Below are 26,221 nucleotides of genomic sequence, written 5' to 3'. Positions count from 1 at the left end.
TTCTCCGACTCGGGTTTGGCCTTGCATCCCGTTGCCATGCTGGTGCTTACTCGATCGCCCCCCCTCCAGGAGCGCGCGTGCCGCCCGATCCGCACACCCCGAACCGGTCCCTCGGCTGCCCCAACTGCGGCGCGGCGGGCGGGAGCGACTTCTGTCCGGACTGCGGTCAGGACAACCGGCGGGGCCGTCTCGACGGCCGCCATCTCCTCGGGGAGTTCCTGCAGAACCTGGCCGACCTGGACACCTCGCTGCTGCGCACCCTGCGCGGGCTGGTCCGCTCGCCGGGCGGCCTCGCCGCGGACTACGTCGCCGGCCGGCGCGCGCGCTACGTGAGCCCGCTGCGCTTCTTCCTCGGCGCGACGGCCCTCTTCCTCCTGGTGCACCGCCTCACGGGACTGGACCTGGACGCGGGACTCGGCATGGGCGTCTCGATCACGGGAGGGCCGGGCGACGCCGCCGGCAGGGCGGAGGCGGCGCGGGGGTTCATCGCCTCGCACCTGGACGCGGTCGTGGTGATCGCCCTGCCGGTGATCGCGGCCTTCCAGCGCCTCCTCTTCCGGGGCTTCGACCGCAACTACGCCGAGACGCTCGTCTACCTGTTCTTCGTGCAGGGACAGCTCTTCCTCTACGACATCGCGCTGCTGAGCGTGGGCTTCTGGAGGCAGGAAGCGGTGGTGCCGGCGCGGCTGGCCCTGCACCTGCTGATGCTGTGCACGGCCAACCGCGCGTTCTACGGCGCGAGCTGGCCGCGCAGCGTGACGCTGGGACTGCTGGGAACGGCGGGCTACCTGCTCATCATGGGCATCGTGGCCGGCCTGGTGGTCGCCCTCACCCTCTTCTTCGCCTAGGCGCGGCGGAAGGGACGCAGCACCGCCTTGGCCCGCCGCAGCATCCACGCCTTGGTCGGGTCGATGGTGGAGTACATCACCGGCACCACGACGAGGGTGAGGAAGGTGGCCACGGTCAGGCCCCAGATCACCGCGAGGCCCATGGGGCCCCACCACTGGCTCGACTCGCCGCCGATGGTGACGGCATGGCTGAAGTCGCCGGTGAAGATCCCCTCGAAGTTCACCGAGAAGCCCGTGGTCAGCGGGATCAGGCCCAGCACCGTTGTGACCGCGGTCAGGATCACCGGGCGGAAGCGGGTCTTGCCGGCCTCGACGATCGCCTCGATGGGCTCCATCCCCTCTTCGCGCAGCTTGAGGATGTAATCGAGCAGCACGATGGCGTTGTTCACCACCACGCCCGCCAGGGAGATCACGCCGACGCCGGTCATGATGATGCCGAAGGGCGTGCGGTGCACCATGAGCCCGGTGAAGACGCCGATGAAGGACAGGATCACGCTGGACATGATCACGAAGGGCACCGTCAGGCTCGTGAACTGCGAGATCAGGACCAGCAGGATCAGCATGAGCACGATGGGGAAGCTCCGCTTGAAGAGGAAGGTGTTGCTCTCCTCCTGGTCCTCGCTCTCGCCGGTGAAGGCCAGATGATAGCCCGGCGGCAGCTCGAAGCCGTCGAGCCGCTGCTGGACCTGGGCCAGGATCGCGTTGCCGTTGTAGCCCTCGCCCACGTCGGCCGACACGGTGACCACGCGCTCGGCGTCCTTGCGCGTGATCGCGCCCAGACCGGTCTCGAAACGGATGTCCGCGAAGGCGGCCAGCGGGATGTACTTGCCCTCGTAGAAGAGCGTCAGGTTCTCCAGGTCCTCCACGTTCTTGCGCGAGGGCTCCGCGAAGCGGACGACGATGTCGTACTCGTCCTCCCCCACCCGGTACTCGCCGACGTCGTCGCCATGGATCGCCGTGCGCAGGGTGCTGGCCAGGTCCATGGTGCGCAGGCCCAGCCGCGCCGCCTTCTCGGGATCGGGGATGATCCGCAGCTCCGGGCGGCCGCGGTCGTAGTCGTCCTCCAGGTCCACGAGCCCGGGGAGATCGCGGATGCGCTCGGTCACGGTCTCGGCCAGGTCGCCCAGGGTGGCGAAGTCGTCGCCCGAGATCTCGATGTTCACCGGCGCGCCCGTGGGCGGCCCCTCCTCCTGCTTGTCGATGCGCAGCTCGGCGCCAGTGAAGCCGGCCAGGCGCTCGCGCAGCTTGGTCATGCTGTCGCGGGAGTTCACGGTGCGGTCCTCGGCCTTGATGAACTCCATGCTCACGGTGGCCAGGTTGCCGCCGCCGCCGCTGCCGCCGAACATCTCGCCGCCGGTGCTGCCCACTTCCGTCCAGTAGGCCACCAGCTCGGGCACCTTGGCCACCTCGACCTCCACCTGGCGGGCGTAGGCGTCGCTCTGCTCGAGCCGGGTGCCGCTGGGTGCCTCGATGTTCACGTAGGCGAAGGTGGGATCGGTGTCGGGGAACAGCTCGACGCCCGCGTTGAAGCGTCCGAAGAGCACCAGCACGAGGATCAGCAGCGCGAACATGCCGAAGAGCGTCAGGGCGCGATGCCGAAGCGCCCAGCGGACCGTGGGCTCGTAGGTGCGCAGGCCGAGCTGGAAGAGCTTGTCGCCCAGGCGTTCGCGCCCGGGAGCGCGGGGCGTGGGCACCTTCATGAACGTGGAGCAGAGCACCGGGTTGAAGACCAGCGCCACGAAGAGCGAGGCCACCAGGGTGACGATCACGGTGATGGGCAGGTACTTCATGAACTCGCCCATGATGCCGGGCCAGAAGACCAGGGGGCCGAAGGCGCAGATCGTCGTCAGCGTGGAGGCGATCACGGGCGCCGTCACCTGGCTCGTGCCCTGCAGCGCCGCCTCGGTGCGGCTCATGCCCATGCCGCGGTGCCGGAAGATGTTCTCGACCACCACGATCGCGTTGTCCACCAGCATGCCCAGCGCCAGGATCAGCGAGAAGAGCACCACCATGTTCAGCGTGATGCCCATCGCGCGCAGCACGATGAAGCTGAGCAGCATCGAGAAGGGGATCGCCGAGCCCACGAAGAGCGAGTTCGTCCAGCCGAGGAAGAGGAAGAGCACGGCCACCACGAGAATCAGGCCGCTCAGGATGTTGTTCTCCAGCTCGCGCACCATGTCGCGGATGTAGACCGACTGGTCGCCGGTCATGGTGAGCTGGGTGCCCGCCGGCAGGTTCGCCCGCTCGGCCTCCACGATGCGCTTGATCTCGTCCGCGATGCGGATGATGTTCTCGCCGCTCCGCTTCGTCACCGACAGGCTCACCGAGGCCACGCCGTTGAGGCGCGACTCGGTCGCGCGGTCGGCCAGGTCGAGGCGCACGCTGGCGACGTCGCCCAGGCTCACCGGTTCGTCGGCGGCCGGATTGAGCACGATGCGCGGGATCTCCTCCAGCGAGCTGAACTCGCCGGGCACGCGCACCTGGTAGTCGTAGGTGCCGAGGCCCAGCTCGCCGCCCGGGATGTTGACGTTCTCCAGACGCAGCGCGTCCATCACGTCACCGAGACCCAGGCCGTAGTAGCGCAATCGCTCCGGATCCACGTCGACCCGGACCTCCTGCTCCACCGCGCCGCTGATGCCCACGGAGAGCACGCCCTCGACGCGCTCGATCTCCTCCTGCAGGTCCTCGGCCACCTTCTTCAGGCGCACCGGGTCGTAGTCCGCCGAGAGCAGGATCTGGAGGATCGGCCAGTCGCTCGAGCTGAGCTCCTGGATCACCAGGTCGTCGCGGACGTCGTCCGGCAGGTCGGGCTTCGCCATCTCCACCGCGTCGCGCACCTTCTGCAGGGCGTCGCTCATCTCGACGTCCGTGCTGAACTCCAGCGAGATCTGCGACGCCCCCTCGAGCGAGCTGCTGATCATCTCCTCGAGATCGGGGATGCCCTTCAGCTGCTGCTCGAGCTTGCGCGTGACGAGGTGCTCCATGTCCGCCGGGCTCGTGCCCACATAGGGCGCGACGACCATGACGTAGGGAATCTTCACGTCCGGCGACGACTCGCGCGGCAGGCCGAGATAGGACGCCACGCCCACGATCAGCGTGATCGCCATGAGGGTGAAGACCGTCAGCGAGCGGTGAACCGAGATCTCGGTGATCTTCATCGGCCGCCGCCCCCCGCCGACGCCGCCGCGCCGAACTCCGCGGGATCGCCGGCCAGGCTGCCATCCGGCCGCTCGGTGGTCTCGGTGACGTTGACCGGCCCGCCGGCCACCAGCTCACGCTGACCGCGCACCACCAGGCGCTCCCCCGCGCTCAGACCGCGGGTGACCACCACCATGAGTCCCTGGTCGGCGCCGAGCTCCAGGTCGCGCTCGACCGCGCGGCCGTCCTGCACCACGAAGGCGGCGGGGCCGCCGCCGCGCTGCAGCACCGCGTCCCGCGGGATGCTGATCACGTTCTCGTGCCGCGCCTTCAGCAGCAGCGCCCGCCCCATCACGCCCGGCCGCAGGGCCAGGTCGGGGTTGTCCACGCGGATCTCCACGGGGAACTTGCCGCTCATCGGGTCCGCTTCGAGGCCCACCCAGTGCACGCGGCCCTGGGAGCGCGGGCCGTCGACGCCGAACTGCACGTCGGCGCGCTTGCCCTTCTCGAGCAGCGCCACGTCGCGGTCGCTCACCGAGCATTCGAGCTTCAGCACGCTGGGGTCCACCACGCGCGCCACCGGCATCCCGGGGCTGATGAGCTGTCCCAGTTCCACGTAGCGCTCGGTCACCACGCCCGCGAAGGGCGCGGGAATGCGCGCCCGCTCGTGCCGCAGCGTGGCGACGTCCAGCGCGGCCTCGGCCTGACGCAGCTGGGTGCGCGCCGCGCGCGCCTCCCACTCGCTCACCATGTTCTCGGCCAGCAGCGACTCCTGGCGCGCCGCCTCGAAGGCCGCGAGGTCGCGGGCCGCGCTCGCCGACTCGAGCTCGGCCGCCAGCAGCCGGCGGTCCAGCGCCACCAGCGTGCCGCCCGCGTCGACGCGGCTGCCCTTGCCGGCCGGCAGCGACTCGACGCGCCCGCCCTCCTCGGCGCTCACGTCGGTGCCCCGCACGGGCGCGGCGCGCCCGGTCAACTCGAGGTACTCCTCTAGCGGCGTGGGGCCGAGCACGAGGACGCGCACGTTGCGCGGCTTCTCGGAGGCTGGCACGTCGGCGTCGGCCTGGGCGTCCGCCTTGCCGCCGCAGCCCGCGGCGAGGCCGAGGCCCACCAGGCCCAGGGCGAGCAGCCAGGCCGCCGGCCGCGCGAGCCGCGCGCGAGTGTTGGATCCCATGGGTTACCTCCCGGAGGCCGCTGCGTCGGCAGCGGGCAAGGCGTCGAGCACGGCGCCGAGCGCTTCGCGGGGATCGTGCCCCAGCAGTCGCTTGACGGTGGCGGTGAGGCCGAGCACCTGGCTGCGCGCGGCGATGCCGTTCTGGCGCGCGAGACGGTGCTGGGTCTGGGCATCGAGGACGCTGAGATAGTCGGCCTTGCCCAGGCCATAGCGCTGCTGCGTCTGGGCGAGGGCCTCTGCGGCCGCCTGCTCGTTCAGCGACGCGGCGAGCAGGGTCTCCCGCGCCGCCGCGAGCGCGCCCAGCGTGGACTCCAGCTCGAGTTCCGCCTGCCGCAGCGCGTCGCGGTACTCGATGCCCGTGCGCCGGATCGACGCCTCGGTCTCCGTCACCTTGCCGCGCGTGGAGAGGCCGTCGAAGAGCGGCACCGTGAGCGTCACGCTCGCGCTCCAGAAGTCGTGCCCGGTGTCGAAGAGCTGGTCGAACTCGCTGGTGACGTAGCCGTAGGACGCGTCGGCGGACAGATAGGGCCGGTGCTGGGCCTTCTGCGCCCCGCGATTCTTGCGCAGGATCGACTGCAGCAGCTCGATCTGCCGCAGGTCGGACCGGGCCGCCACCGCCGCCGCCGGCACCCGCGCGGGCAGCGGATCCAGCTCCACGGCCTGCTCGCCGGTGACCGTCAGCGGCGTCAGAGGCTCGCGCCCCATGGCCAGGTTGAGACGCGCCCCGGCGTCGCGCAGGTTCTGCGCCGCGTTGCGGCGCTCCGGCTCGAGGTTGGCCAGGGCGACGGCCGCGCGCAGCGTGTCCAGCGGCGTGGAAAGGCCCAGCGCCTGACGCTTGCGCGTGACGCTCAGGAACTCCCGCTTGGCGGCGAGGTCCGCGTCGAGGGCGGCCAGGTTCTCCGCCTGGGCGACCAGCGCGTGGTAGGAGGTCATCACGGTCTCCACGGCGCGGTGCTCGGCCCCGCGCACCGCCGCGTCCTGGCGCTCGATGCCAAGGCCCGCGGCGCCCACCGCGTTGAAGACCAGGCCCGGCCGCAGCTCCCAGCGGGCGTTCAGGCTGCTGCGCCAGAAGGTCTGGGCGGCGATGTCCTCCGGCGCCGGAATGAAGCTGAAGCCGGCGAGAAGGCTGTCCAGGGTGGCGTTGCCGGTGCCGCCGGCGTCGACGCCGTCGCCGCCGAAGGTCGAGTTGAAGGCGAAGCTGGGGTCGCGGCCGCGGCTCCAGGTGCCGGAGAGATCCAGGGTGGGCAGGCCGGTGGCGCGGGCCTGGCCCATCTGGCCGTCCAGTTCCCGGCGGCGCTCGCGCTCGGCGCGCAGGGCGGCGTTGCCCTCGACCCCCAGGGCGAGGTCGATGCACTGCTCCAGGCTCAGGTGCTGGGCGGACGTGACTTCAGTGCCGGGGATGGCCGTCACCGCCTCCGCGCGGAGGGTCGACGGCCGCCCGAGCAGCGCCAGACCGACCGCGAGCAGCAGCGCGGGCAGGCGCCGCATGCACCGCGAGGGCACGCGAGTTGGGCGTTGTCTCGAACTGCGGATTGTCATCATACTCCAGGGAGTTCGGCGCGGGGGCCGAGGGTGGCGGCAGGGTCCGGGCAGTCTACGACGTCGCGCCCCAAGGTTTCAAGATTTCGTACCCACCGCCAGCCCCTGGCGGCGGAGCCGAGGAGATTTGTTGAACGCTTCACAGCGCCGCGTCGTGACCAGCGCCTGCCCGCGCAACTGCTACTCCACCTGCGGCCTCAGCCTGCAGGTGGAGGGCGGGCGCCTGACCGCCGTGGAGCCGCTCGCCGCCAACCGCGCCACCGCGGGCGGGCCCTGCCTCAAGGGGCTCGCCTACGTGGAGCGCGTGGCGTCTCCCGACCGGCTACTCCACCCGCTGCGCCGGCAGCCAGGCGGCGGCTTCGCGCCCATTCGCTGGGACGACGCCCTGGACGCGATCGCCGAGCAACTCGAGGAGGCGCGGCGGCGCCACGGGCCGCGGAGCGTCCTCTACTATTCAGCCAGCGGCACCAAGGGCCTGCTGAACGGCGCCGGCGAGGCCTTCTGGCGACTCTTCGGCGGCGCGACCACCACCTACGGCGACCTCTGCTGGCCCGCGGGGCTGGAGGCCGGGCGCCTGACGCTGGGCGCGAACGTCCACAACGCGCCCTGGGACCTGCCCAACGCGCGGCTGATCGTGCTGTGGGGCAAGAACCCCGCCGAGACGAACCTGCACCAGATGGGCTTCATCGAGGCGGCGCGCACGCGCGGCGCGGCCGTGGTGGTGGTCGATCCCCGCCGCACCGAGAGCGCGGAGCGCGCGGACCTGTTCCTCCGCCCGCGGCCGGGCAGCGACGGCGCCCTGGCCCTCGCGGTGGCGGGTCAGCTGATCCGCGAGGGCAGGGTCGCCCGCGACTTCGTCGACGCGCACGTGCACGGCTTCGACGACTTCGCCAGGCTCGCCGCCACGTGGACCCCCGTGCGTGCCAGTGAGGTTTGCGACATCCCCGCCGCGCAGATCGAAGCCTTCGCCGCGCTCTGGGGCGAGCGCCGCCCGGCGACGCTCATCGCCGGCTACGGCATGCAGCGCTACGCCAACAGCGGGCAGACGCTGCGCGCGCTCATCGCCCTGCCCGCGCTGACGGGCGACATCGGCCGCCCGGGCGGCGGCTGGCAGTTCGCGAATCTGCAGAGCCACGTCTTCGGCCCCCACGACCCGCTGCCGCTCTATCCCGAGTACCGGCCTGAGCAAGGGAGTGACGACTTGCTGCGCCCCACGATCGCCACCGCGCGACTCGGCGCCGACATGCTCGCCGCCGACCCGCCGCTGGCCGTCGCCTGGGTCGAGCGCGGCAATCCGCTCAGCCAGAATCCCGACAGCGGCCGCGTGCGGCAGGCGTTTCGTGCGCTCGACTTCCGTGTGGTCGTCGACCAGTTCCTCACGGACAGCGCGCGCGAGGCGGACATCGTGCTGCCGGCCAAGAGCTTCCTCGAGCAGGCGGACGTCCTCACCGCCTACTGGCACCCCTACCTCCAGTACCGCGCCAAGGTGATGGACCCGCCCGGCGAGGTGCGCACCGAGACGTCGATCTACCGCGCGCTGGCCGCGCGCCTGGGTTTCGATCCCGCGGCGGTCGACGCGGCCATCCCGGGGCCCGACGACCAAACGGTCGAGCGCTGGCTCGCCGCCCGCGTGGCGGCGCTGGGCCTCGACCTCGAGACGCTCAAGGCCGGCCCCGTTCTCTCCCCCGACTTCGCGGAGGTGGCCTTCGCCGATCGCGTCTTCCCCACGCCCTCGGGCCGCATCGAGCTGCGCTCGGAGGAGGCGGCCGCGCGCTGGGGCGCGAATCCGCTGCCGGAGTTCAGCGAGCCGCTGGAGGCGGGCCGTCGCGATCCGCAGCTCGCCGCGCGCTATCCGCTGTTGCTCATGACGCCCAACACCAAGAACCGCATCCACTCGCAGTTCGGAAACCTGGCGATGATCCGCGCGCTGGACCCCGCGCCCACGCTGCAGGCGCACCCCGACGACGCCGCCGCGCGCGGGCTCGTCCACGGCGAGCGCGTGCGCGTCTTCAACGATCGCGGCGAGCTCACGCTGCCGCTGGCGCTCACCTCCGCGCTGAAGCCGGGCTGCGTGCTCGCGCACAACGGCTGGTGGGAGAGCGAGGGCGGGGGCGTCAACCGGCTGTCGGCGGGGCGCGAAACGGACATGGGCCACGGCGCCGCCTTCCACGAGAATCGCGTCCAGATCGAGCGGGCCGCGCAATGACGATGAGGGCCGGCTTCCACCTCGATCTCTCGCGCTGCACGGGTTGCCAGGCCTGTCAGCTCGCCTGCGGCATCGAGAACGCGCTGCCCTGGGGCGAGAGCTGGCGCCGGGTGGAGACCTTCAACCCGGGCGCCCTGGCCGGCGCGCCCCGCTACCACCTGTCGCTGGCCTGCATGCACTGCGCGGACGCCCCCTGCGCCATCGCCTGCCCCGCCGACGCCTACGCCCGCGACGCCACCACCGGCGCGCTGATCCTCGATCCCGCGCGCTGCATCGGCTGCCGCTACTGCAGCTGGGCCTGTCCCTACGACGCCCCCCGCTTCGACGCGCGCGCCGGCACCATGAGCAAGTGCACGCTCTGTCAGCCGCGCCTCGCTGAGGGCCGCGAGCCCGCCTGCGTCGCGCTCTGCCCCACCGACGCGCTGAACCTCCTCGACCTCGACGCCCCCGCCGCCGCGCTCCACGCGCGCGAGGTGCCGGGCTTCGATGCGTCGCAGGTGCGTCCCGCGCTGCGCTTCACGCCGCTGCCGCCGGGAGCGGACGGGCCCGAAGGTCCCCCACCCGGCGGGGGCGGCGCCGCCCCGCCCGGCAGCGGCGACGGCGGCGGCCGCCGCCTTTCATTGAGAGACGAGTGGCCGCTGCTGCTCTTCAGCACCGCGCTGCCCCTGCTCGTGGCGATGCGCCTGGACACGCTGCCGCCCTGCCGGCTGGACCGTCCGCTGCCGATTCTCTGGGGCGGCCTGGCGGCCATGGCGCTGAGCACGGCGCACCTGGGCAAGCCCTGGCGCGCGTGGCGCGCGCTGCTGGGGATCCGTCACTCCTGGCTGAGCCGGGAGATCGCGGCCACGGGGGCGTTCGTGCTGCTCGCGGGCGCGCTGCCGCTGCTCCTCGCGCCGAACCTGCTGCTGTCGCTGGCCGGGGGCATGGCGGGTTTCGCGGCGCTCTACGCGATGGACCGGCTCTACGAAGTGGCGGACGTGCCGCGGGGCAGCGTCGGCGTGCACAGCGCGGAGGCGGTGCCCAACGCCATCGTCTACACGCTCGCGTTCAGGGGCTGGGCCTGGCCGCTGGCGGGCGCGCTGCTGCTGCTGGCGCTGCTGTGGCTGGGACGCTACCGCGGCGGCGCGCGGCCCGTCGGGTGGGTCGGCGGCCTGCGCGCGGCGGCGCTGATCGCCGCGGGCATCGCCGTGGCCGCGGGCGCGGCGCCGGCGGGGCTGCCGGTGATGGGCCTGATGGTCGTCGGCGCGCTGCTCGACCGCGCGGCGTTCTATCGCGAACTGCGGTTGCCGTCGCCACGGCGGACGCTCGACCGGGCGCTGGCGACGCGTCTCGGCCCGCGCTAGTCGCCCCGCAGCGCCTCCACGGGGTCGACGCGCGCCGCGCGCCCCGCGGGCAGGGTGCCGGCGAGCAGGCTGAGCGCGAGTCCGAAGCCGAAGGCGCCGGCCACCAGCCAGAGCGGCGTGGCGAAGAGTTCAAGGGCGGGCATGTCCTGGCGCGCCATCACGATCTTCGCCACCGCGGACGCCGCGCGCGCGACACCCCAGCCCAGCAGGATACCCCCCGCCGCCCCCAGCGCGCCCATCAGCGCCGACTCGGCGAGGAAGAGCCCGCGGATCTCGCGCTCGTCCGCGCCGAGGGCCTTGAGCACGCCGATCTCGCGGCGCCGCTCGCTGATGGACATCAGCAGCGTGTTCACGATGCCGAGCGCGGCCGTCACCAGCGCGACCAGGGCGATGGCCAGCAGCCCCAGGTCGAAGATGAGGAAGGCGCGACGGATCTCACCCAGCTGATCAGCGAAGCTGAAGGTGTGATAGCCCAGGGCGCGCAGGCTGTCGCGGACGCTCTCGTAGGGCGAGAACGGATCGAGGTCCAGCGTCACCTGCGGGTACTGCTGCGCGCTGTCGGCGGCGGCGACGTCGAAGAGGCTGCCGGCCTCGAGCGCTCGAAACAGCGCCAGCGGCTCGGCCGGCGGGCCGGCGCTGGCGAAGCGCAGGGCGTCGGCGGGGCGCAGGATGAGGGGCCGGGTGCGCGCGCTGCGCCCGCGGGGGACGTCCAGCACGCCGCGGATTCGCAGCGTGTCGGCGACGACGCGCCCCTTCAGCAGTCCGTCCAGGAAGCGCTGGGCCGCCTCGCCGAACTCGTCGGCGGCGACGCGCCGGCGATAGTCGGGACTCCCGAGGGAGTCCGGGCGCAGACTGCGCGAGAGCGCGGCGAAGCGGCCCTCCACCGTGCCCAGCACGCGCGCGAGCCCGCTGTCCACGCTCGCCACGGTGAGGCTGACGAACAGCGTGTCGCCGATCACGTCTTCGGGTCGATTGACGGCGAGCCCCATCTCCTCGAGGAAGCGCTCCGTGACCAGCGCCTCGCCGGGCGCGCCGCGCAGGGTTTCGCCCGCGCGCAGCTGCGAGAAGAGCTTCGTGGACAGCGCGGCCTCCGGCAGCGCCTGCGCCTCGACCGTCTGGCTGCGGCCCCGAAAGCCGACCGTGAGCGTGAGCGCGTCCAGCGGATAGGCGAGCCGCACGCCGGGCAGGCGCTGGAAGCGCGCGACGGCGGCGGCGTCCAGCGGCGGCGACTGGAGGCTGTCCTCGGGCGTCGAGGGCGTCACCTGAATTGTGTTGAGCAGGCCCAGGCTCTCGGCGCGCTCGGTGATGAGCCGGTGATTGCCCGCGCCGAAGCTCAGCATGGCCACCATCGCCCCGATGGCGATGACCACGCCGGCCACGGTCAGCCCGGCCCGCAGCTTCATGCGGCGCAGGTTCGCGCCGGCGATGCCCAGCGCGTCGAGCAGGGTCATGGCGCCACCTTGCCGTAGTCGAGACGCAGCACGCGGGTCGCCGTCTCGGCGGCGAGTTCGCGGTCGTGGGTCGCCAGCAGCACGGTGACGCCCGCGGCGGCCTGCTCCGCGAGCAGCGCCGCGATGGCGCGGCTGTTCTCGCGGTCCAGGTTGCCGGTGGGTTCGTCGGCGAAGAGCAGCTCGGGGCCCTTCACCAGGGCGCGCGCCACGGCCACGCGCTGCTGCTCGCCGCCGGAGAGATCGCCCGGGCGATGCTCGAGGCGATCGGCGAGCCCCACGCGCTCGAGCATGGCGCGGGCGGCGCTGCGGCGCTCGCGGCGGGGACGTCCCTCCAGCGTGAGCGCCAGCTCCACGTTCTCGAGGGCGCTGCAGTGCGGCAGCAGATTGAAGGCCTGGAAGATCATCCCGGCGCGCCGTGCGCGGTAGGCCGCCAGCTCGCGCCGCGACAGCGTGTCGAGACGGCGGCCTTCCAGCGCGATGCTCCCGCCGCTCGGCGTGTCCAGACCCGCGAGCAGGTTGAGCAGGGTGGACTTGCCCGAGCCCGAGGCCCCCACCAGGGCGAGGCATTCGCCGCGGGCGACGTCCAGGTCCACGCCGTCCAGGGCCCGCACCGTGTGCGGGCCCCGGCGATAGTGGCGGGTGAGTCCGCGGCAGCTCAGCCAGGCCTCGCTCACGCGTCGTCGTTCTCCTGATTGGGGTTCGCGTCCGGGCCGCCCTTGCCCTGCTTCCGCTCCCTTACCGCGCGCTGCAGGAGGAATTCGATCTGGGCGTTCACGCTGCGCAGCTCGTCGGCGGCCCAGCGCTGCAGATCGTCCCACAGCGGGTCGGGAATGCGGAGCAGGAAGCGCTTGCGGGCGGCCACGGTCGCTCCGATCAGTAGAGCGAGCCGGCGTTGACCACGGGCGACGCGGAGGACTCGCTGCAGAGGACGACCATCAGGTTGCTCACCATGCTGGCCTTGCGCTCCTCATCCAGATCCACCACGTGCTTGGCGGCCAGGCGCTCCAGCGCCATCTCCACCATGCTCACCGCGCCTTCGACGATCTGCGCCCGCGCGGCCACCACGGCCGTGGCCTGCTGGCGTCGCAGCATGGCCTCGGCGATCTCGGGGGCGTAGGCCAGGTGGCTGATGCGCGCCTCGATCACCTTGATGCCCGCGCGGCTGAAGCGCTCGTGAAGCTCCTTCTCCAGCACGTCGGCCACCTCGTCCTTGCCGGCGCGGAGGGTGAGGCCCTGGTCGTCGTCGTCGTTGAAGGTGTCGTAGGGATAGGCGCCGGCCATGTGACGCACCGCGGCCTCGCTCTGGACCACCACGTAGTGCTCGTAGTCGTCCACCTCGAAGCTCGCCTTGTAGGTGTCGGCCACCTGCCAGACCACCACCGCCGCGATCTCGATGGGGTTGCCCGCCGCGTCGTTCACCTTGAGCTTCTCGCCGTTGAGGTTGCGGGCGCGCAGGGTGATCTTCTGCTTGCTGTAGAAGGGGTTGGCCCAGAAGAAGCCGTTCGTCTTGACGGTGCCCTTGTAGGTGCCGAAGAGCACCAGCACGCGGGCGTCGTTGGGGTTCACCACGAAGAAGCCGGCGAGGCCGAGGATGGTCAGCAGCAGGCCCGGGAAGAAGCCCACGAGCCCGATGGGCGCCTCGTTGCGGATCGTCCAGATCAGGAGCCACGTGGTCAGGGCCAGCAGCACAAGCTCAACCAGCAGCATGGGATAGCCGGATGCGGCGCTGCGCGTGCGTTCGGTCGTCATCATCTCCTCCTCAATCGGCCTGGGGGGCCCGGGCGCGGGGTGGCCGGCCGGGTGATTACAGTGTGATATCACATGGATATCTCGTCAAGGGGGATCTACCGATGGAGGAGGGGGCGATTCGAGGAAATCGTCAGCGCCCGGGCGGGGCGAACTCCACGGCGAAGAGGCTCGGCCAGAGCTTGCCGGTGACGAAGAAGCGCTGCCCGGCCGGATCCCAGGCGATGCCGTTCAGCACGGCGCCCGGCGCCAGGCCCGCGGGACGGATGCTGGCGCAGTCGATCCAGGCCGTGACGGCGCCGGTCTCGGGGTTGATCTGGGCGATGCGGTTCGTCGGCCAGACGTTCGCGTAGAGCGAGCCGCCGCCGAACTCCAGCTCGTTGAGACGGTAGACGGGCTGCCCGCCGTCGCGCACGGTGACGCGATCGCGCTCGGCGAAGGTCACCGGGTCGAGCCAGCGGAGGGTGGCCGTGCCGTCGCTCATGACGAGCTGGTCGCCGGCGGCGTCGTAGGCCAGGCCCCAGCCCTCTCCGGGGTAGCTGAAGGTGGCCAGTTCGTCGAAGCTGGCCGCGTCGTAGACGAAACCCAGGTTGCTGGTCCAGGTCAGCTGCACGATGCGGTCCCCCACCAGGGCCACGCCCTCGCCGAAGTACTGACTGTCGAGCTGGATGCCGTCGAGGACGGCGCCGGTGGCCAGCTCGACGCGGCGCAGGGTGGACTGCCCCCGCAGGCCCGTCCCCTCGATCAGCACGCTGTCGGCCCAGACCAGGCCCTGGGTGAAGGCGGCGGAGTCGTGGGGATAGGTGGCCAGCACCTGGGGCGTCCAGACCGGCGCGGTCGTGGAGGGATCGCCGGTGACGTCCTCGGCGCAGGAGCACATGGGCAGCGCCAGCAGGAGGATGCCGACCCGGGCCGCTCGGGAGAAGCTCTTCATGGACCGTCCTGGGACATTGGGTCCACCACTATAGGCCCGAGCCGGGGCCAGGTGCCAAGCAAAAGCCCGCAGCCGCCTAGTACCGCGCGCCGGACGTCTCCCGCGGCAGCCGCTCCCGGATCGCGGCCAGCTCCGCGGCGCTGAACTGCACCTTCCACGCGCCCAGGTTCTCCTCGAGCCTCTCGATGCGCCGCGTGCCCGGGATCGTGAAGACGTCCTCGCCCTGCGCCAGTACCCAGGCCAGCGCCACCTGCGCCTCGGTGGCGCCCTTGTCCGCGGCGATGTCGCGGATCAGCGAGAGGAAGCGCGCGTTCTCGGCCAGCGCCTCGTCGGTGAAGCGCGGATTGTTCAGCCGCCAGTCGCTGGCGTCGAGCGCCTCGCGATTGGGAATCGCGCCGGTCAGGAAGCCACGGCCCAGCGGCGAGTAGGCGACGAAGGCGATGCCCAGCTCACGACAGGTCGCCAGGATGCCGTTGCCTTCCACGTCGCGGGACCAGAGCGAGTACTCGGTCTGCAGCGCCGTGATCGGATGCACCGCATGGGCGGCGCGAATCTGCTCGGCGGAGAACTCGCTCACGCCGACGAAGCGCACCTTCCCCGCCTCCACCAGCTCCTTCATCGCGCCCATACTCTCCGCCACCGGCACGTTCGGATCCGGACGATGCTGGTAGTACAGATCGATGGTCTCCACGCCGAGCCGCTTCAGGCTCTTCTCGCAGGCCTCCTTCACGTACTCCGGCCGCCCGCTGAGGCCCAGCCACTCGCCCTTGGGGCCGCGCTGCATGCCGAACTTCGTGGCGACGGTCACCCGGTCCCAGCGATCGGCGAAGGCCTTGGCGAGGAGTGTCTCGTTGTGCCCGGCGCCGTACATGTCGGCCGTGTCGAAGTGGTTGATGCCGAGCTCGATGGCCGCATGCAGGGTCTTGATGTGGGCAGCCTCGTCGCGGCTGCCGCCGTAGAACTCCGACATGCCCATGCAGCCGAGTCCGATGCGGCCGAGGCGAAGGGTGCTGTTGCCGAGGGTCGTGGGAGTGTTGGCCATGGGACGTCTCCTGTTGAGGGTGCCGGCTGGGGTCGGGGCGAGTATAGGCGGCCTGGAGGGTCGGCACAAATAAAAGGCCGCAGCGTGTCCTGGAACGCGCTGCGGCCTGGCCGCTCGGAATCATCTCTTACTCTCAAGGCGAGAGGTGGAGGCGGCGGGAATCGAACCCGCGTCCGAAGAAACCTCCCCCGCGGCGTCTACGTGTGTAGTCCACAGCTTTGAGTCTCACCGCGCGCGAGGACGGCGGACGATCCGTCGCGCGGCCAGCCCGGATTGTCTCGCCCTCTGCTCCCGGGCGCGGCAGAGGACCAGTCGGCGGTGTTTGATGCCCGGCCCTCACCCCCGCGACGCGAGTGAGGCGGACAGGCTACCTAACTAAGTTAAGCGGCCAGGGCCAAGTTATCGTTGGCAATTGTGTTTTCTCGACCTTGATAACGGGGCTGAGCCGAGAAATCCCCGACACGCGGCTGCGGCTTTGCGAATCCCCGTCGAAACCTGGTCGCCCCCGGTTTCGCCGATGCACTCAATGTAGGCCCGTCCCGAGGCGATGTCAATTCGCCCGCCCGGATTGCCCTCGCGCCCGCCGGCTCCTATGCTACACTCGCGTTGTGCGCGCACGGTGTGGGAGGGACGATGGGACGCTTCTTCGGCGCGTTGCTGCTGCTGCTCGCCGCCCCCACGGCGCGGGCCGACGCCACTCTGACCCCGCTGCTGACCGCTCTCTACCCCGCCCTCGGAGACGGCGCGCCCGTCATCCCCGCCGAGCACCTGCCGCCCGATCGCCCGCTCGTCCTGGTGCTCTGGAACACCGACTGCGAGGACTGCCTCGCCAACGTCGAGCAGCTCGCCGCGCTTCGCCGCCGCCAGCCGCAGCTTCCACTGCTCGGTGCGGTGGAAGCCGTCGAGCCCTGGGACGCCCTCGGCTTTGCCCTCGACCAGGACCTCGGCTTCCCCCAGTTCCACGACCCCACGCTCGCCTTCGCCGCCGCCCTCGACGCCGAAGGCGCCAGCTTCGCCTTCGCGCTCGTGAACCGCGCCGGCGACGTCCTCGCCCGGCACGTCGGCGCCGTGCCCGACGCCGCGGCCGCGCTCGAGGACGCCCTCGCCCGCACGCCGGCTACAGCGCCCCCAGCCATCGACTTCCCCCGCGTCAGCACGAGCGGACGCGTGCGTCTGCTCTGGCTGGGCGTCGGCGTGGCGGACCATCTCGACGACGGCCCCTGCGACACGGCTCCCGGCCTCTGCGCCTGCGCGCTGGGCGGCGCCTACGGCGAGGCGCTCTATCCCGTGGTGGATCTCGTCTACCGGCTGCGTGTCGACATGACCGTCCTGCTGTCGCCGCGGCTCCGCGCGGGCGGACGCCTCCGCCTCAGCAACGAGCCCGCCGCCGTACTCGCCCAGGGCCCGCAGTACCTGGCGAACGCGCGGGGCAGCGCCTTCGCGGAGTTCGTCGCGCCGCGGGCCAGCGCGCGGCTGGGCTTCTTCGAGACCGTCTTCACGCCGCTGACGCTGCAGCGCTGGGACGCCGCGGACAACCCGCCGGTCGCCGGCTCGGGCGGGGCTGGCGGCTGCGGCAGCTGCGGCACCAGCACCCACGGCCTGGCGCTGGAGTCGCTGGACGACCTCGCGCCGCCCCTCACCTTCGAGGGCGCGCGCCTGGCCGCCGCGCCCCGGCCCTGGCTGCGCGCCGAGGCCTTCTACGCCGTGCCGCGGCGCGCCCACGCCTTCGACGCAAACGCCGATCCCGTCTTCGCCTACCGCCAGGACCTGCTCGCCGGACGCATGGAACTGCGGCGGACGCTCGGCGGCGCCACCCCCGCCTCGCTCGTCCTCGCCTGGGTGGCCGCCAACGAGAACCCCGAATCGGCCGACTGGCCGCTCTACGCGGGTGATCCCGCGAGCTTCGTCCAGCGCGGCGAGGTGACGAGCCTCGCGCTCACCGCGCCGCTTCCCGCCACGCTCACCCTCGACGCCGAGGCCGCCCGCAGCCGCCAGCGCGTTGACCGCGTGGACGCGTCCGGGCAGGCGGTGAGCGACTGGGCCGCCCGCGCCGCCCTGCGCGTCACCCCGGCCGCGGGGCTCGTCCTCGCCGCCGGCTGGCTGCACCTGGGCCGTGACTACGGCGCCGAGTATCGCGCGCTCTCCTACCTGCCCGACACCGAGGGCTGGCGCGCGTCGGCGTCCTACCGGCGACCGCGCTGGGGCCTCGCGCTCTTTCACAAGCAGCTCCAGCGCGTCGAGGCGTTCCGCGACGGCGGCAGCGACCTGGCGCGCAGCCGGCTGACGAGCGCGCTCGTCTCGCTGGCGCCATGCGCCGGCACCCATCTCGACCTCAGCGCCACGCTGGGCGAGGACCGCCTCGAGGGCGAGAGCGCGGACTGCAGCTGCCGCCGCGACTGCCAGAAGCTCACCCTTGGCGCCGTGCTGAAGCAGACGCTGGCGCCCCGCGTCAGCGCGAGTCTCGAGTACGTCGCCATCGCCCTGGACAGCGACCTCGCGGGCGGCACGGCCCGGGCGGACATCGGTCGGCTGCTCGTCACTGCGGACTTCTAGCCGCGCAAGGAGGATCCATGCGCCTCGCACTCTGCCTCGTGCTCGCGATCGCCGCGTTGCAGATCACTCCCGTGGCCGCGCCGGCCGAGGACGTGATCCTCGTCGAGGGCGAGACCTACGTGGCGAGCCACGATCTCGGGGGCTACTCCATCCACGTGACCTACTGCAGCAGCGCCAGCGGCGGCTACGCGGCCGACGGCCTGGACATCCCCGGCGAGTGGATCGAGCTGGACGTCACGCTCGCAGAGGCGCACGCCTACCGCGCGCGCCTGGCGCTGCAGGGCTGGCCGGACGAGAGCAGCACGCTGCGTCTCACGCTCACCCCCCAAGCCGGCGGCGACGCCCCGAGCGCGGACTTCGCGCACGAGGGCTCGGGGATCGGCTGCGAGGTGCCCTACACCTGGGCCGAGGGCGACGCCCTGCTGCAGGCAGGCGCCGGCGACTACCGCGCGCGCATCACGTTGCTCGCCGGCTCGCTGACCCGCGTCGATCTGCTGGAGTTGAGCTGGGACGATAGCGCGACGGCGCCCCAGAACTGGAGCGCCGTCAAGAGCCTGTACCGCTAGTCGCCTCGCTTCAGCGCAGGAGCAGCAACCGCTCCGTGGCGCGCGCGTCCGCCGACTCCAGCCTCACCAGGTAGAGGCCGGACGGCTGGGCGCGGCCGGCGTCGTCGAGCCCCCGCCACACGCGCTGATGCCGCCCCTCGTCCTCGAACCCGTCGAGCAAGGTCGCCACGTGGCGGCCCTGCGCGTCGTGGACGCTGAGCGTCACGAAAGCCGCGCGCTCGAGCGAGTAGGTCAGGGTCGTCGCGGGGTTGGCGGGGTTGGGCCAGGGCGTCTCCAGGCGCAGCGGGGCCAGGGCCACCGGCGGCGCGGCCACGACGACCGGCTCACCGAGGAAGCGGTGCACGTGGCCCAGGTTGGAGCCCACCAGCAGGTCGGGCGCCGCATCGCCGTCCCAGTCGCAGACGAAGGGGCGCGCCCTGCCCGAATCCGCCAGGTGGATCGGGACGCTGAGGCTCTCGCAGCGATAGCCCGCGCTGAAGGTGGGCGCGGCGTTCGTGCCGTTGTTCCGGTAGTAGTAGAGGTTGCCGTCGGCGTTGCCGACGACGAGATCCTTGGCGCCGTCCAGGTCGAAGTCGGCCATGGCCGGGCTCGAATAGCCGAGCGGCACGGTGAGGTTGCCGCTGCCGTCGCCGATGTAGATGGTGTGACGGAAGTCCGGCGGCAGTCCCCCGCCCTCGTTGTAGTAGAGGCGCAGCTGGCCGTCGAGGGCGCCCACCAGCAGGTCGTAGAGGCCGTCCTCGTTCCAGTCCACCACGCAGGGCGTGGCGCGCTCGCCCACGTTGATGTCCACCTTGTTGTCGAAGACCCCCACCTGCACGCGCGCGCCCGTGTCGAAAAGCGGCGCCGTGGGCGTGCCCACGTTGAGGTGGATGTACAGGTAGCCATCGCTCGTGCCGAGAATCAGGTCGGGCAGGTCGTCGTTGTTCCACCGCGCGACGCGCGGGAAGAGGCCGAGGCATCACCCGCCGGGGTAGCTGAGCTCCCCTTCGGTGGTTTCGACGTAGGTCCAGTCGCCGAAGCTTGGCGGCCCGGGCAGGCCTTCGTTCAGGTAGAGCCGCACCCGGCCGGGGAAGAGGCCGCTCCCCTCGCCGACCAGCAGGTCGAGCTCACCGTCGTCATTCATGTCGGCGAGGCAGGGGACGGAATGCCCGTCCACCGCGATGGTCTCGCTGTGCGCGGGCAGGCTGAACTCGGCGTCGAACTGGAGCGAGGCAACCGCCGGCGAGGCGACGAGCAGCGCTCCCAGGGCCAGAAAGGCGCGCCCCGTGGGCATCCGGGCTCCTTTCGTCAGGGGAAGGAGACTCGTTATTATAGCAGCTCGGGCGGCGGTGAGCGACCGCTTCCCTACTTCAGCAGCAGCACTTTCTGGCTACGGGCGAAGTCTCCCGCCGTGAGGCGCGCGAAGTAGACGCCGCTGGGCAAGGCGGTTCCGCGATCGTCGTGGCCGTCCCAGACCGCCTCGTGCTCGGCGGCGGGCAGCTCGGCGTCCACCAGGCTTCGCACGCGACGGCCCGCGAGGTCGTAGACGTAAAGCCGCGCGTGCGCCGGCGCCGCCAGCGCGAAGCGCAGCGTGGTGGACGGGTTGAAGGGGTTGGGATAGGCGCCGTCGAAGGCCGTGCGCGCGGGCACGGGGTCGGCGGCGATGGGATCGCCCAAGACCCCGAAGAGCCGTTCGAGCACGTCGTCCACCATGCGGCGCACGTAGCCGGGGTAGTGGTCTACCTCGAAGCCGGTGTCCTGCGCGAGCTGGTAGCTGAAGGGCGTGAAGACGGTCCGGTTGGCGAAGCCGGTCGGGCTGGTGAGTTCACCGTCGCCGTCCGGATCGGGATTGAAGACGCTCGCCACGGCGCCCACGCCGCCGTCGTTCTCGTACTCCATGACCGCCCGTGCGAACGCGCTCGACGGCTCGAGGCCCACCAGATCGAGCGGCTGGGGGGTCGGGCAGCCGGCCATCACCGCGAAGTAGGGCGTCTGGCCGAACACCTCGAGCAGCGGATCGGTCACGTTCACGCGCGGGACCATGATGCCCGTGAGCGCGTCGTAGCTCTCGCCCGGCAGGAGCAGCCGCGCGCCGAGCACGTCGTTGAGGAACCCCGGCGCGTCGTCGAGGTCGCTCGCGACGCCGTTGCCGAGCACCCAGAGGCCGGTGTCGTGCTGGCTGCCGTTGAGCCAGGACTCGAGGAGCGCGTCGTCGAAGACGAGGTCCTCGGGCAGCGCGTTGCTGATCGTGAATTGCTGCAGCGCGCCGCTGTCCCAGATGATCATCCGGTACTGCGCGAGGTCCCCGGGCTCCGCGCGCCCCGCGAGCCCGTTGTTCAATCCCGAGCTGGGCGCCTGGGTCTTGTAGACGTCCCACTCGCCCTGCCCGTTCATCACGAAGGCCTCGCGCCAGACCGTCTGCAGCCAGTACTCGGGAAAGTCGCTGGTGCTGCCGCCGTCCTCCACGAAGAGCCGCTCGACGCCGGCCGTCGGCAGACAGCGGAGCGTGTAGTGGATGCGCAGGAAGGGATCGGCGGACTCCGCCCACTGCGGGTGCGTCGAGGTCGCGCCGCCGTCCGACGCGGCCCTGTAGTAGAACTCGATCACATCCCCGGGTTCGAAGTAGTCCTCGGCGAAGTCGAAGGCCCAGTTGTTCGGGCTATCGTGGCCCTGCCAGCGGGCCGTGTCGGCGATCGCCACGTTCCAGGTTTCGCCGAGCACGGTCGTCGTGCCGATCCAGGGGGACCAGATGCCGTCGCTCCGGTCCGGATCCCCCATCGCCGGGTCCGTGCTGCCGGTGTGCGGGCCGTCGATCACGCGCGCGTAGAGGTAGAGCTGTGGGCGCTGCTCGCCCGGCACGCTGGCGTAGTCGGTGGCGATGCCGCCGTCGCCGTCCATGTTGAGCCGGACGCAGGCGGAGTCGCCGATCGCAAGCGTGGCGCTGCCCGACGGCTGGATGTCGTTGGCCGCGTCGATCCGCACCTTCCCGGTGCCGGCCTCCGGGAAGTTGTCCTGAAAGCGGTTGGTCACCCTGGCATCCCAGGCAGCCACGGGTCCACCGTTCACCACCATGAGCTGCACGTTGTCGAAGAACGGCGCCCAGGTGTGGCCGACGCCGTCGCCCCAGACGTTGCACCAGACGGAGCACATGTCCACGGCGCCGAGCCTCACGACCAGGCCCGTGGCGCCGTTGCCCTCCGCGGACGCCGTCAGGTCGAGCGTCGTGTCGAGCGTGTAGCTGTCCCAGCGCTTGCTCGTGCCGTTGTAGACCGTGTTGTCGTTGGCCCAGGGGCCGAGGCAGGGCTGCGCGGGGGTCTCCGCCGCCAGCGCGTACTCGAAGAAGACCAGCGCGTTGAGCGGCAGATCCCGGTAGACCAGCCAGCGCAGGAGCAGCTGGCTGTCGGAGGCCAGCACCTCCTCGAGCGGCGCCCCCGCGGCCTCGCCCAGCGCGTGCGCGCGGCTCAGCACCGGGCTCTCGATGCCGTTGTCGAAGTAGGGCGGGCCGTAGGGCGTCGACGGCAGCGGGACGTCGGGGTTGGTGGTGTGAAGGTAGTCGAAGAAGGCCCACGCGTTGGTCGGATTCAGGAAGCAGGGGTCCTCGGCGAAGAGATTGGCGTAGAGCGCGCCCCAGGCGCCCGCCGCCTTCGGCGTCGCGGCGTGCAGCGCGGGGTAGTCCGCCTCGATGCCGCTCTCGAAGTCCCAGGCGATGTCCGGCGCGCCGTCGTAGTCCACCACCAGGTTGTCGATCCAGACCGCGCCGATGTCCGTGCTGAACCAACCCTCCTGGTCGGACCAGGCGTGGTCGGAGTGGAAGGCGAGGACCAGCGAGTCCACGTCGCCGAAGGCCAGGGGGCCGACGTGCAGCACGGTCTGTTCGCCCGACACGCGATTCTCCATGAGCGCGTCGAAGACGCCAGCGGTCGCGGCATAGAGCGTGAAGTGGTCGTAGTCGTCGCCCTCGAAATCGCCGACGTAGTCGAACGCGATCGTGCCACCGGTGGCGCCCGGCGGGACGTCGAGCACCAGGTACTGGTCCCAGTTGTTGCCGTAGCCCGCGGCGTTCACCCAGCCGCAGACGTTCTCGACCCCGCACCACCAGGCGAAGTCGTTGCCGGCGGTGGGGCCGCCGTCGGCGAAGTCGTCGGCGCTGGAAAAGTCAGTGCCGTGACCGTTGCTCAGAGTGAGCGCCTGCAGATGCCAGAAGGCGCCGAGCTGCGCGCTGGCGTCATAGAGCGACCAGCCCGCCGTGGCGGGGCCGCCGGCGCCGTCGTCGAAGGTGTAGCCGCGGTCGTCGGTGCCCGGCGCGCCCCAGGCGCCGGAGCCCGAGGCCGCGAAGAGGAAGAGCGTGTCGGCGCGCTCGGAGTAAGCTGGCGGCGCCTCGGCCCGCGGGACTTCGGCGCTGAAATAGGTCCGCAAGGGCGCCTGCGCCTCCCGCGCGTGCGCCGTTGCGGCAACCGCCAGGAGCGGCAGAAGTAGCAGCAGGGGTCTCGTCTTCATCGCTTGCCTCATTCGTCCGGGGTAACGTGGGGCGCGCTATTTCAGGAGCATCAGCTTCTGACTCGAACGGAAGCCTCCCGCAGTCAGCCGCGCGAAGTAGACGCCGCTGGGCAGGACGCTGCCGCGATCGTCGCGGCCGTCCCAGACCGCCTCGTGCTCGGCGGCCGGCAGGTCGGCGTCCACGAGGGTGCGCAGGCGACGGCCCGCGAGATCGTAGACATCGAGCCGCGCGTGCTCCGGGGTCGCCAGTGCGAAGCGCAGCGTGGTCGACGGGTTGAAGGGATTCGGATACGCGCCGTCGAAGGCCGTGTGGGCGGGCACGGGGTCGGCGGCGTCGGGGATGTCCTCCGGCCAGGTGCCGAAGAGCCCGGCGAGCACGCTCCCCACCAGGTAGCGGGCGTAGTCGATGCCGAGGTCGTCCCCGAACCCGACGTTGCGCAGCTCCGGATAGGTGAAGGGGCAGAACAGCGTCCGGTTGGCGTAGCCGGCGGGACTCGTGGCCGTGCCGTCTCCGTCGGGATCGTGGTTCAGCACACCCGCGACGGCCCCGCCACTGGGATCCACGCCCCAGTCGAAGACCCCCTCGGCCAAGGGGTTCCCCGGCAGCGGTCGCACGAGGTTCAGTTGCTCGAGCTCGGGACAGCCGGCGGCGAGTTCGAAGTAGGGCATCTGCCCGGCCACCTCGAGCGCCGGGTGCGTGACGAGCACGCGCGGGGTGCGGATGCCGGTGAGATCCTCGTAGCCGGCGCCAGGGAAGACCAGCTCGGCCCCGAGCGCGGCATTGAGAAAGCTGGGCTCGTCGTTGAGATCGCTGGCCACCTGCGTACCCAGGACCCAGAGCCCGGTGTCGTGCTCGCTGCCGTTCAGCCAGTCCGCGAGCAGCAGGGTGTCGAAGGCGAGGTCGTCGGGCAGGGCGTTCTGGAGCGTGTAGCTCGGCAGGTCGGCGCTGTCCCAGAGGATCATCCGGTACTGGTCCAGGTCGCCGGGCTCCGCCCTCCCCCCGAGGCCGTTGTTCAGCCCGGAGCTCGGCGCCTGGGTGGTGTAGACGTCCACCGCGTAGGCGCCGTTGTAGCGGAAGGCCTCGAGCCAGTAGGTGAGCAGCCGCTGGTCGGGGTCGGTCGTGCGGGGGCCGCCGTCCTCCACGAAGAGCAGATCCGCGCCGGCCGTCGGCAGGCAGCGCACGGTGTAGCGCCGGCGGAGCAGCGGATCCGCGCTCTCGGCCCAGAGCGGCTGCGTCTCGGTGACGCCCTCCACGGCCGTGGCCTTGTAGTAGAACTGGATGACGTCCCCGGGCTCGAAGTAGTCGTCGGCGAAGTCGAAGGCCCAGGCGCCGGGATCCGGCGCGCCCTGCTCACGCGCCGTGTCGGCCACGGCGACGTTCCAGGTCTCGCCGTTCACCGCCGCCGTGCCGATCCAGGGGGACCAGATGCCGTCGCCGGCGTCGGGGTCGCCCATCGCGGGATCGGTGCTGCCGGCGTGGGGACCGGCGATTACGCGAGAATGGAGGTAGAGCTGCGGGCGGATCTCTCCGGGCACACTGGTGAGGTCCGTGGCGACGCCGCCGGCGCCCTCCATGTTCAGGGCGATCGTCGTGGAGTCGCCGATCACCAGGGTCGTGCTGGTCGACGGCTGGATGTCGAGCGCACTGTCGATCCGCACCTTCCCGGTGCCGGCCTCGGGGAAGTTGTCCTGGAAGCGGTGGTAGGGATCCACGTCCCAGACCACCGGCGAGACGTCGTTGACCAGCATCGCCTGCACGTTGTCGAAGTAGGGCGCCGGCGTGTGCTCGATGCCATCGCCGTAGACATTGCACCAGACGTCGCACTGGTCCATCACGCGGAGCGTGTAGTCAACGCCCGTGACGTCGCCGCCCCAGGAGGCGAGTTCCACGGTCAGGCTGCAGTCGACGAACATGTCCCGCCAGCGCTTCTGCGTGCCGTAGTACAGGGCGTTCTCGACGACCACGACGCCGTTGCAGTCGGACTGCAGCGTCTGCGTGCCGACGTCCACGGTGTAGAACACCAGCGCGTTCAGCGGCAGATCGCAGTAGGCCATGAAGCGCAGCAGGTAGCGGCTGTTGCCGTCGGTGGCGTCGAGCAGCGGCGTGCCCGTCGCCTCACCGAGCGCGTGGGCCTCGTCCAGCAGCGGGCTGCGGATGCCGTTGTCGAAGTAAGGAGGGCCGTAGGGGGTGACGGGGATGGGATACTCGGCGTTGAGGGTGCCCGGATCGAAGAAGGCCCAGGCGTAGGAGGCGTTGACGATGCAGGGGTCCTCGGCGAAGAGCCCGCGATAGAGCGCGCCGTAGGCCCCCGCGCCGGCGGGGATCGCCGCGTGCAGCGCGGGGTAGTCCGCCTCGATGCCGCTCTCGAAGTCCCAGGCGATGTCCGTCGCGCCGTCGTAGTCCACCACCAGGTTGTCGATCCACACGGCGCCGATGTCGCTGAGGTAGCTGCCGTCCTGGTCGGACCAGCCGCCGTCGGAGTGGAAGGCGAAGACCAGCGAGTCCACGTCGCCGAAGGCCAGCGGCCCGACGTGCAGCACGGCCTGCTCGCCCTGGACGTGGTTGTCGGTCAGCACGTCGAGCACGCCGCCGGCCGCGGCATAGAGCGTGAAGTAGTCGAAGCTCTGACCTTCGAAGTCGCCGACGTAGTCGAACGCGATCGTGCCCCCGGTGGCGCCGGGCGGAACGTCGAGAACGAGATACTGATCCCAGTGCGTGCCGTAGCCGGCCTCCCCCACCCAGCCGCAGGCGCCTTCGACCCCGCACCACCAGGCGAAGTCGTTGCCGGCCGTGGGGCCGCCGTCGGCGAAGTCGTCGGCGCTGGAGAAGTCCGTGCCGTGGCCGTTGCTCAGCGTGAGCGCCTGCAGGTGCCAGAAGAGGTCGTGCTGGGCCGTGTTGTCCCAGAGCGTCCAGCCCGCCGTGGCGGGGCCGCCGGCGCCGTCGTCGAAGGTGTAGCCGCGGGCGTCGGTGCCCGGCGCGCCCCAGGCGCCGGGGCCCGAGGCCGCGAAGAGGAAGAGGGTGTCCGCGCGGGTGACGGACTCCGGCGACTCGCCGGGCCGCGGGATCTCGGCCGTGACGAAGCGGCGCGAGGCCTCGGAGCTCTCGCGGGCGATGGCGGTCGCGCTGGTCAGGGAGATCGTCAGGATAGCGAGCAGCAGGGGTCTGAGCGACATCACTTGCCCTCACTTGGCAGGAGTAGCGCCGGAG

General features: G+C 71.5%; 18 protein-coding genes and 1 other RNA gene. 5 read left to right on the top strand and 14 right to left on the bottom strand.

Annotation, left to right across the window (positions count from 1 at the left end):
- Window positions 1–77: 77 nt before the first annotated feature.
- A complete protein-coding gene (locus H6693_00175) occupies window positions 78–848 on the top strand; it encodes a DUF3667 domain-containing protein (protein MCB9514593.1) in 771 nt (256 codons plus the stop codon).
- On the opposite strand, the gene H6693_00170 is transcribed toward H6693_00175, so the two are convergent.
- From H6693_00170 to H6693_00160, 3 genes are read right to left on the bottom strand one after another with little or no spacing between them, the layout of a single operon-like run.
- On the bottom strand, window positions 845–4,006 hold the full coding sequence (locus H6693_00170) for an efflux RND transporter permease subunit (protein MCB9514592.1): 3,162 nt from the start codon (window positions 4,004–4,006) through the stop codon (window positions 845–847). The two genes, H6693_00175 and H6693_00170, sit on opposite strands and share 4 nt — an antisense overlap.
- The gene (locus tag H6693_00165) at window positions 4,003–5,157 is read right to left on the bottom strand and encodes an efflux RND transporter periplasmic adaptor subunit (GenBank protein ID MCB9514591.1); all 1,155 of its coding nucleotides are present in this window, start codon (window positions 5,155–5,157) and stop codon (window positions 4,003–4,005) included. The genes H6693_00170 and H6693_00165 overlap by 4 nt, the downstream gene beginning before the upstream one ends.
- A gap of 3 nt (window positions 5,158–5,160) precedes the next feature.
- Entirely contained in the window at window positions 5,161–6,645 is a 1,485-nt protein-coding gene (locus H6693_00160; protein MCB9514590.1) for a TolC family protein, read from the bottom strand.
- A 181-nt stretch (window positions 6,646–6,826) separates the two neighbouring features.
- Here H6693_00160 and H6693_00155 point away from each other — a divergent pair, with 181 nt between their 5' ends.
- Together H6693_00155 and H6693_00150 are read left to right on the top strand one after the other, a co-directional pair.
- Window positions 6,827–8,902: a molybdopterin-dependent oxidoreductase gene (locus H6693_00155; protein MCB9514589.1), complete on the top strand. Its 2,076-nt coding sequence runs from the start codon at window positions 6,827–6,829 to the stop codon at window positions 8,900–8,902.
- A complete protein-coding gene (locus H6693_00150) occupies window positions 8,899–10,245 on the top strand; it encodes a 4Fe-4S dicluster domain-containing protein (GenBank protein MCB9514588.1) in 1,347 nt (448 codons plus the stop codon). The genes H6693_00155 and H6693_00150 overlap by 4 nt, the downstream gene beginning before the upstream one ends.
- Here the strand turns inward: H6693_00150 and H6693_00145 are convergent.
- From H6693_00145 to ssrA, 7 genes are all read right to left on the bottom strand, one after another.
- A complete protein-coding gene (locus tag H6693_00145) occupies window positions 10,242–11,696 on the bottom strand; it encodes an ABC transporter permease (protein ID MCB9514587.1) in 1,455 nt (484 codons plus the stop codon). The genes H6693_00150 and H6693_00145 overlap by 4 nt on opposite strands.
- The gene (locus H6693_00140) at window positions 11,693–12,370 is read right to left on the bottom strand and encodes an ABC transporter ATP-binding protein (protein ID MCB9514586.1); all 678 of its coding nucleotides are present in this window, start codon (window positions 12,368–12,370) and stop codon (window positions 11,693–11,695) included. The genes H6693_00145 and H6693_00140 overlap by 4 nt, the downstream gene beginning before the upstream one ends.
- On the bottom strand, window positions 12,367–12,558 hold the full coding sequence (locus tag H6693_00135; GenBank protein ID MCB9514585.1) for a hypothetical protein: 192 nt from the start codon (window positions 12,556–12,558) through the stop codon (window positions 12,367–12,369). Before H6693_00135 ends, H6693_00140 begins: the two co-directional genes overlap by 4 nt.
- 11 nt (window positions 12,559–12,569) lie before the next feature.
- On the bottom strand, window positions 12,570–13,445 hold the full coding sequence (locus H6693_00130) for an SPFH domain-containing protein (protein ID MCB9514584.1): 876 nt from the start codon (window positions 13,443–13,445) through the stop codon (window positions 12,570–12,572).
- A gap of 130 nt (window positions 13,446–13,575) precedes the next feature.
- The gene (locus tag H6693_00125; GenBank protein ID MCB9514583.1) at window positions 13,576–14,376 is read right to left on the bottom strand and encodes a glutaminyl-peptide cyclotransferase; all 801 of its coding nucleotides are present in this window, start codon (window positions 14,374–14,376) and stop codon (window positions 13,576–13,578) included.
- Between the two features lie 76 nt (window positions 14,377–14,452).
- Window positions 14,453–15,418 (bottom strand): aldo/keto reductase, encoded by a 966-nt coding sequence (locus H6693_00120; GenBank protein MCB9514582.1) that lies wholly within the window; start codon window positions 15,416–15,418, stop codon window positions 14,453–14,455.
- 143 nt (window positions 15,419–15,561) lie between these two features.
- Window positions 15,562–15,925, bottom strand: a transfer-messenger RNA (tmRNA) gene (ssrA, locus tag H6693_00115).
- Between the two features lie 126 nt (window positions 15,926–16,051).
- On the opposite strand from ssrA, the gene H6693_00110 reads away from it, so the two are divergent.
- Window positions 16,052–17,971, top strand: coding sequence for a hypothetical protein (locus H6693_00110; protein MCB9514581.1), 1,920 nt, complete (start codon window positions 16,052–16,054; stop codon window positions 17,969–17,971).
- A 17-nt stretch (window positions 17,972–17,988) separates the two neighbouring features.
- The gene (locus tag H6693_00105) at window positions 17,989–18,537 is read left to right on the top strand and encodes a hypothetical protein (GenBank protein ID MCB9514580.1); all 549 of its coding nucleotides are present in this window, start codon (window positions 17,989–17,991) and stop codon (window positions 18,535–18,537) included.
- 10 nt (window positions 18,538–18,547) lie between these two features.
- Here the strand turns inward: H6693_00105 and H6693_00100 are convergent, their stop codons facing one another.
- The 4 genes from H6693_00100 to H6693_00085 form a co-directional block, all read right to left on the bottom strand.
- The gene (locus H6693_00100; GenBank protein MCB9514579.1) at window positions 18,548–19,396 is read right to left on the bottom strand and encodes a VCBS repeat-containing protein; all 849 of its coding nucleotides are present in this window, start codon (window positions 19,394–19,396) and stop codon (window positions 18,548–18,550) included.
- 99 nt (window positions 19,397–19,495) lie between these two features.
- Window positions 19,496–19,810, bottom strand: a complete 315-nt coding sequence (locus tag H6693_00095; GenBank protein MCB9514578.1) for a hypothetical protein — start codon at window positions 19,808–19,810, stop codon at window positions 19,496–19,498.
- Between the two features lie 71 nt (window positions 19,811–19,881).
- Entirely contained in the window at window positions 19,882–23,013 is a 3,132-nt protein-coding gene (locus tag H6693_00090) for a T9SS type A sorting domain-containing protein (GenBank protein MCB9514577.1), read from the bottom strand.
- 36 nt (window positions 23,014–23,049) lie between these two features.
- Complete coding sequence (locus H6693_00085; GenBank protein MCB9514576.1) at window positions 23,050–26,187, bottom strand: T9SS type A sorting domain-containing protein; 3,138 nt, start codon at window positions 26,185–26,187, stop codon at window positions 23,050–23,052.
- Window positions 26,188–26,221 lie beyond the last annotated feature (34 nt).

The sequence above is a fragment of the Candidatus Latescibacterota bacterium genome, assembly GCA_020633725.1.
Taxonomy (GTDB): Bacteria; Krumholzibacteriota; Krumholzibacteriia; order JACNKJ01; family JACNKJ01; genus VGXI01.
Note: the sequence above shows the minus strand (reverse complement) of the source record. Positions and strands in the feature narration are given on the sequence as shown.

Bases quoted from the DNA above. Each gene is read 5' to 3' on its own strand.
- H6693_00170 (MCB9514592.1), bottom strand. From the start codon at position 4,006: ATGAAGATCACCGAGATCTCGGTTCACCGCTCGCTGACGGTCTTCACC.
- H6693_00165 (MCB9514591.1), bottom strand. From the start codon at position 5,157: ATGGGATCCAACACTCGCGCGCGGCTCGCGCGGCCGGCGGCCTGGCTG.
- H6693_00160 (MCB9514590.1), bottom strand. From the start codon at position 6,645: ATGCGGCGCCTGCCCGCGCTGCTGCTCGCGGTCGGTCTGGCGCTGCTC.
- H6693_00150 (MCB9514588.1), top strand. From the start codon at position 8,899: ATGACGATGAGGGCCGGCTTCCACCTCGATCTCTCGCGCTGCACGGGT.
- H6693_00145 (MCB9514587.1), bottom strand. From the start codon at position 11,696: ATGACCCTGCTCGACGCGCTGGGCATCGCCGGCGCGAACCTGCGCCGC.
- H6693_00130 (MCB9514584.1), bottom strand. From the start codon at position 13,445: ATGACGACCGAACGCACGCGCAGCGCCGCATCCGGCTATCCCATGCTG.
- H6693_00125 (MCB9514583.1), bottom strand. From the start codon at position 14,376: ATGAAGAGCTTCTCCCGAGCGGCCCGGGTCGGCATCCTCCTGCTGGCG.
- H6693_00120 (MCB9514582.1), bottom strand. From the start codon at position 15,418: ATGGCCAACACTCCCACGACCCTCGGCAACAGCACCCTTCGCCTCGGC.
- H6693_00110 (MCB9514581.1), top strand. From the start codon at position 16,052: ATGGGACGCTTCTTCGGCGCGTTGCTGCTGCTGCTCGCCGCCCCCACG.
- H6693_00105 (MCB9514580.1), top strand. From the start codon at position 17,989: ATGCGCCTCGCACTCTGCCTCGTGCTCGCGATCGCCGCGTTGCAGATC.
- H6693_00095 (MCB9514578.1), bottom strand. From the start codon at position 19,810: ATGCCCACGGGGCGCGCCTTTCTGGCCCTGGGAGCGCTGCTCGTCGCC.
- H6693_00090 (MCB9514577.1), bottom strand. From the start codon at position 23,013: ATGAAGACGAGACCCCTGCTGCTACTTCTGCCGCTCCTGGCGGTTGCC.
- H6693_00085 (MCB9514576.1), bottom strand. From the start codon at position 26,187: ATGTCGCTCAGACCCCTGCTGCTCGCTATCCTGACGATCTCCCTGACC.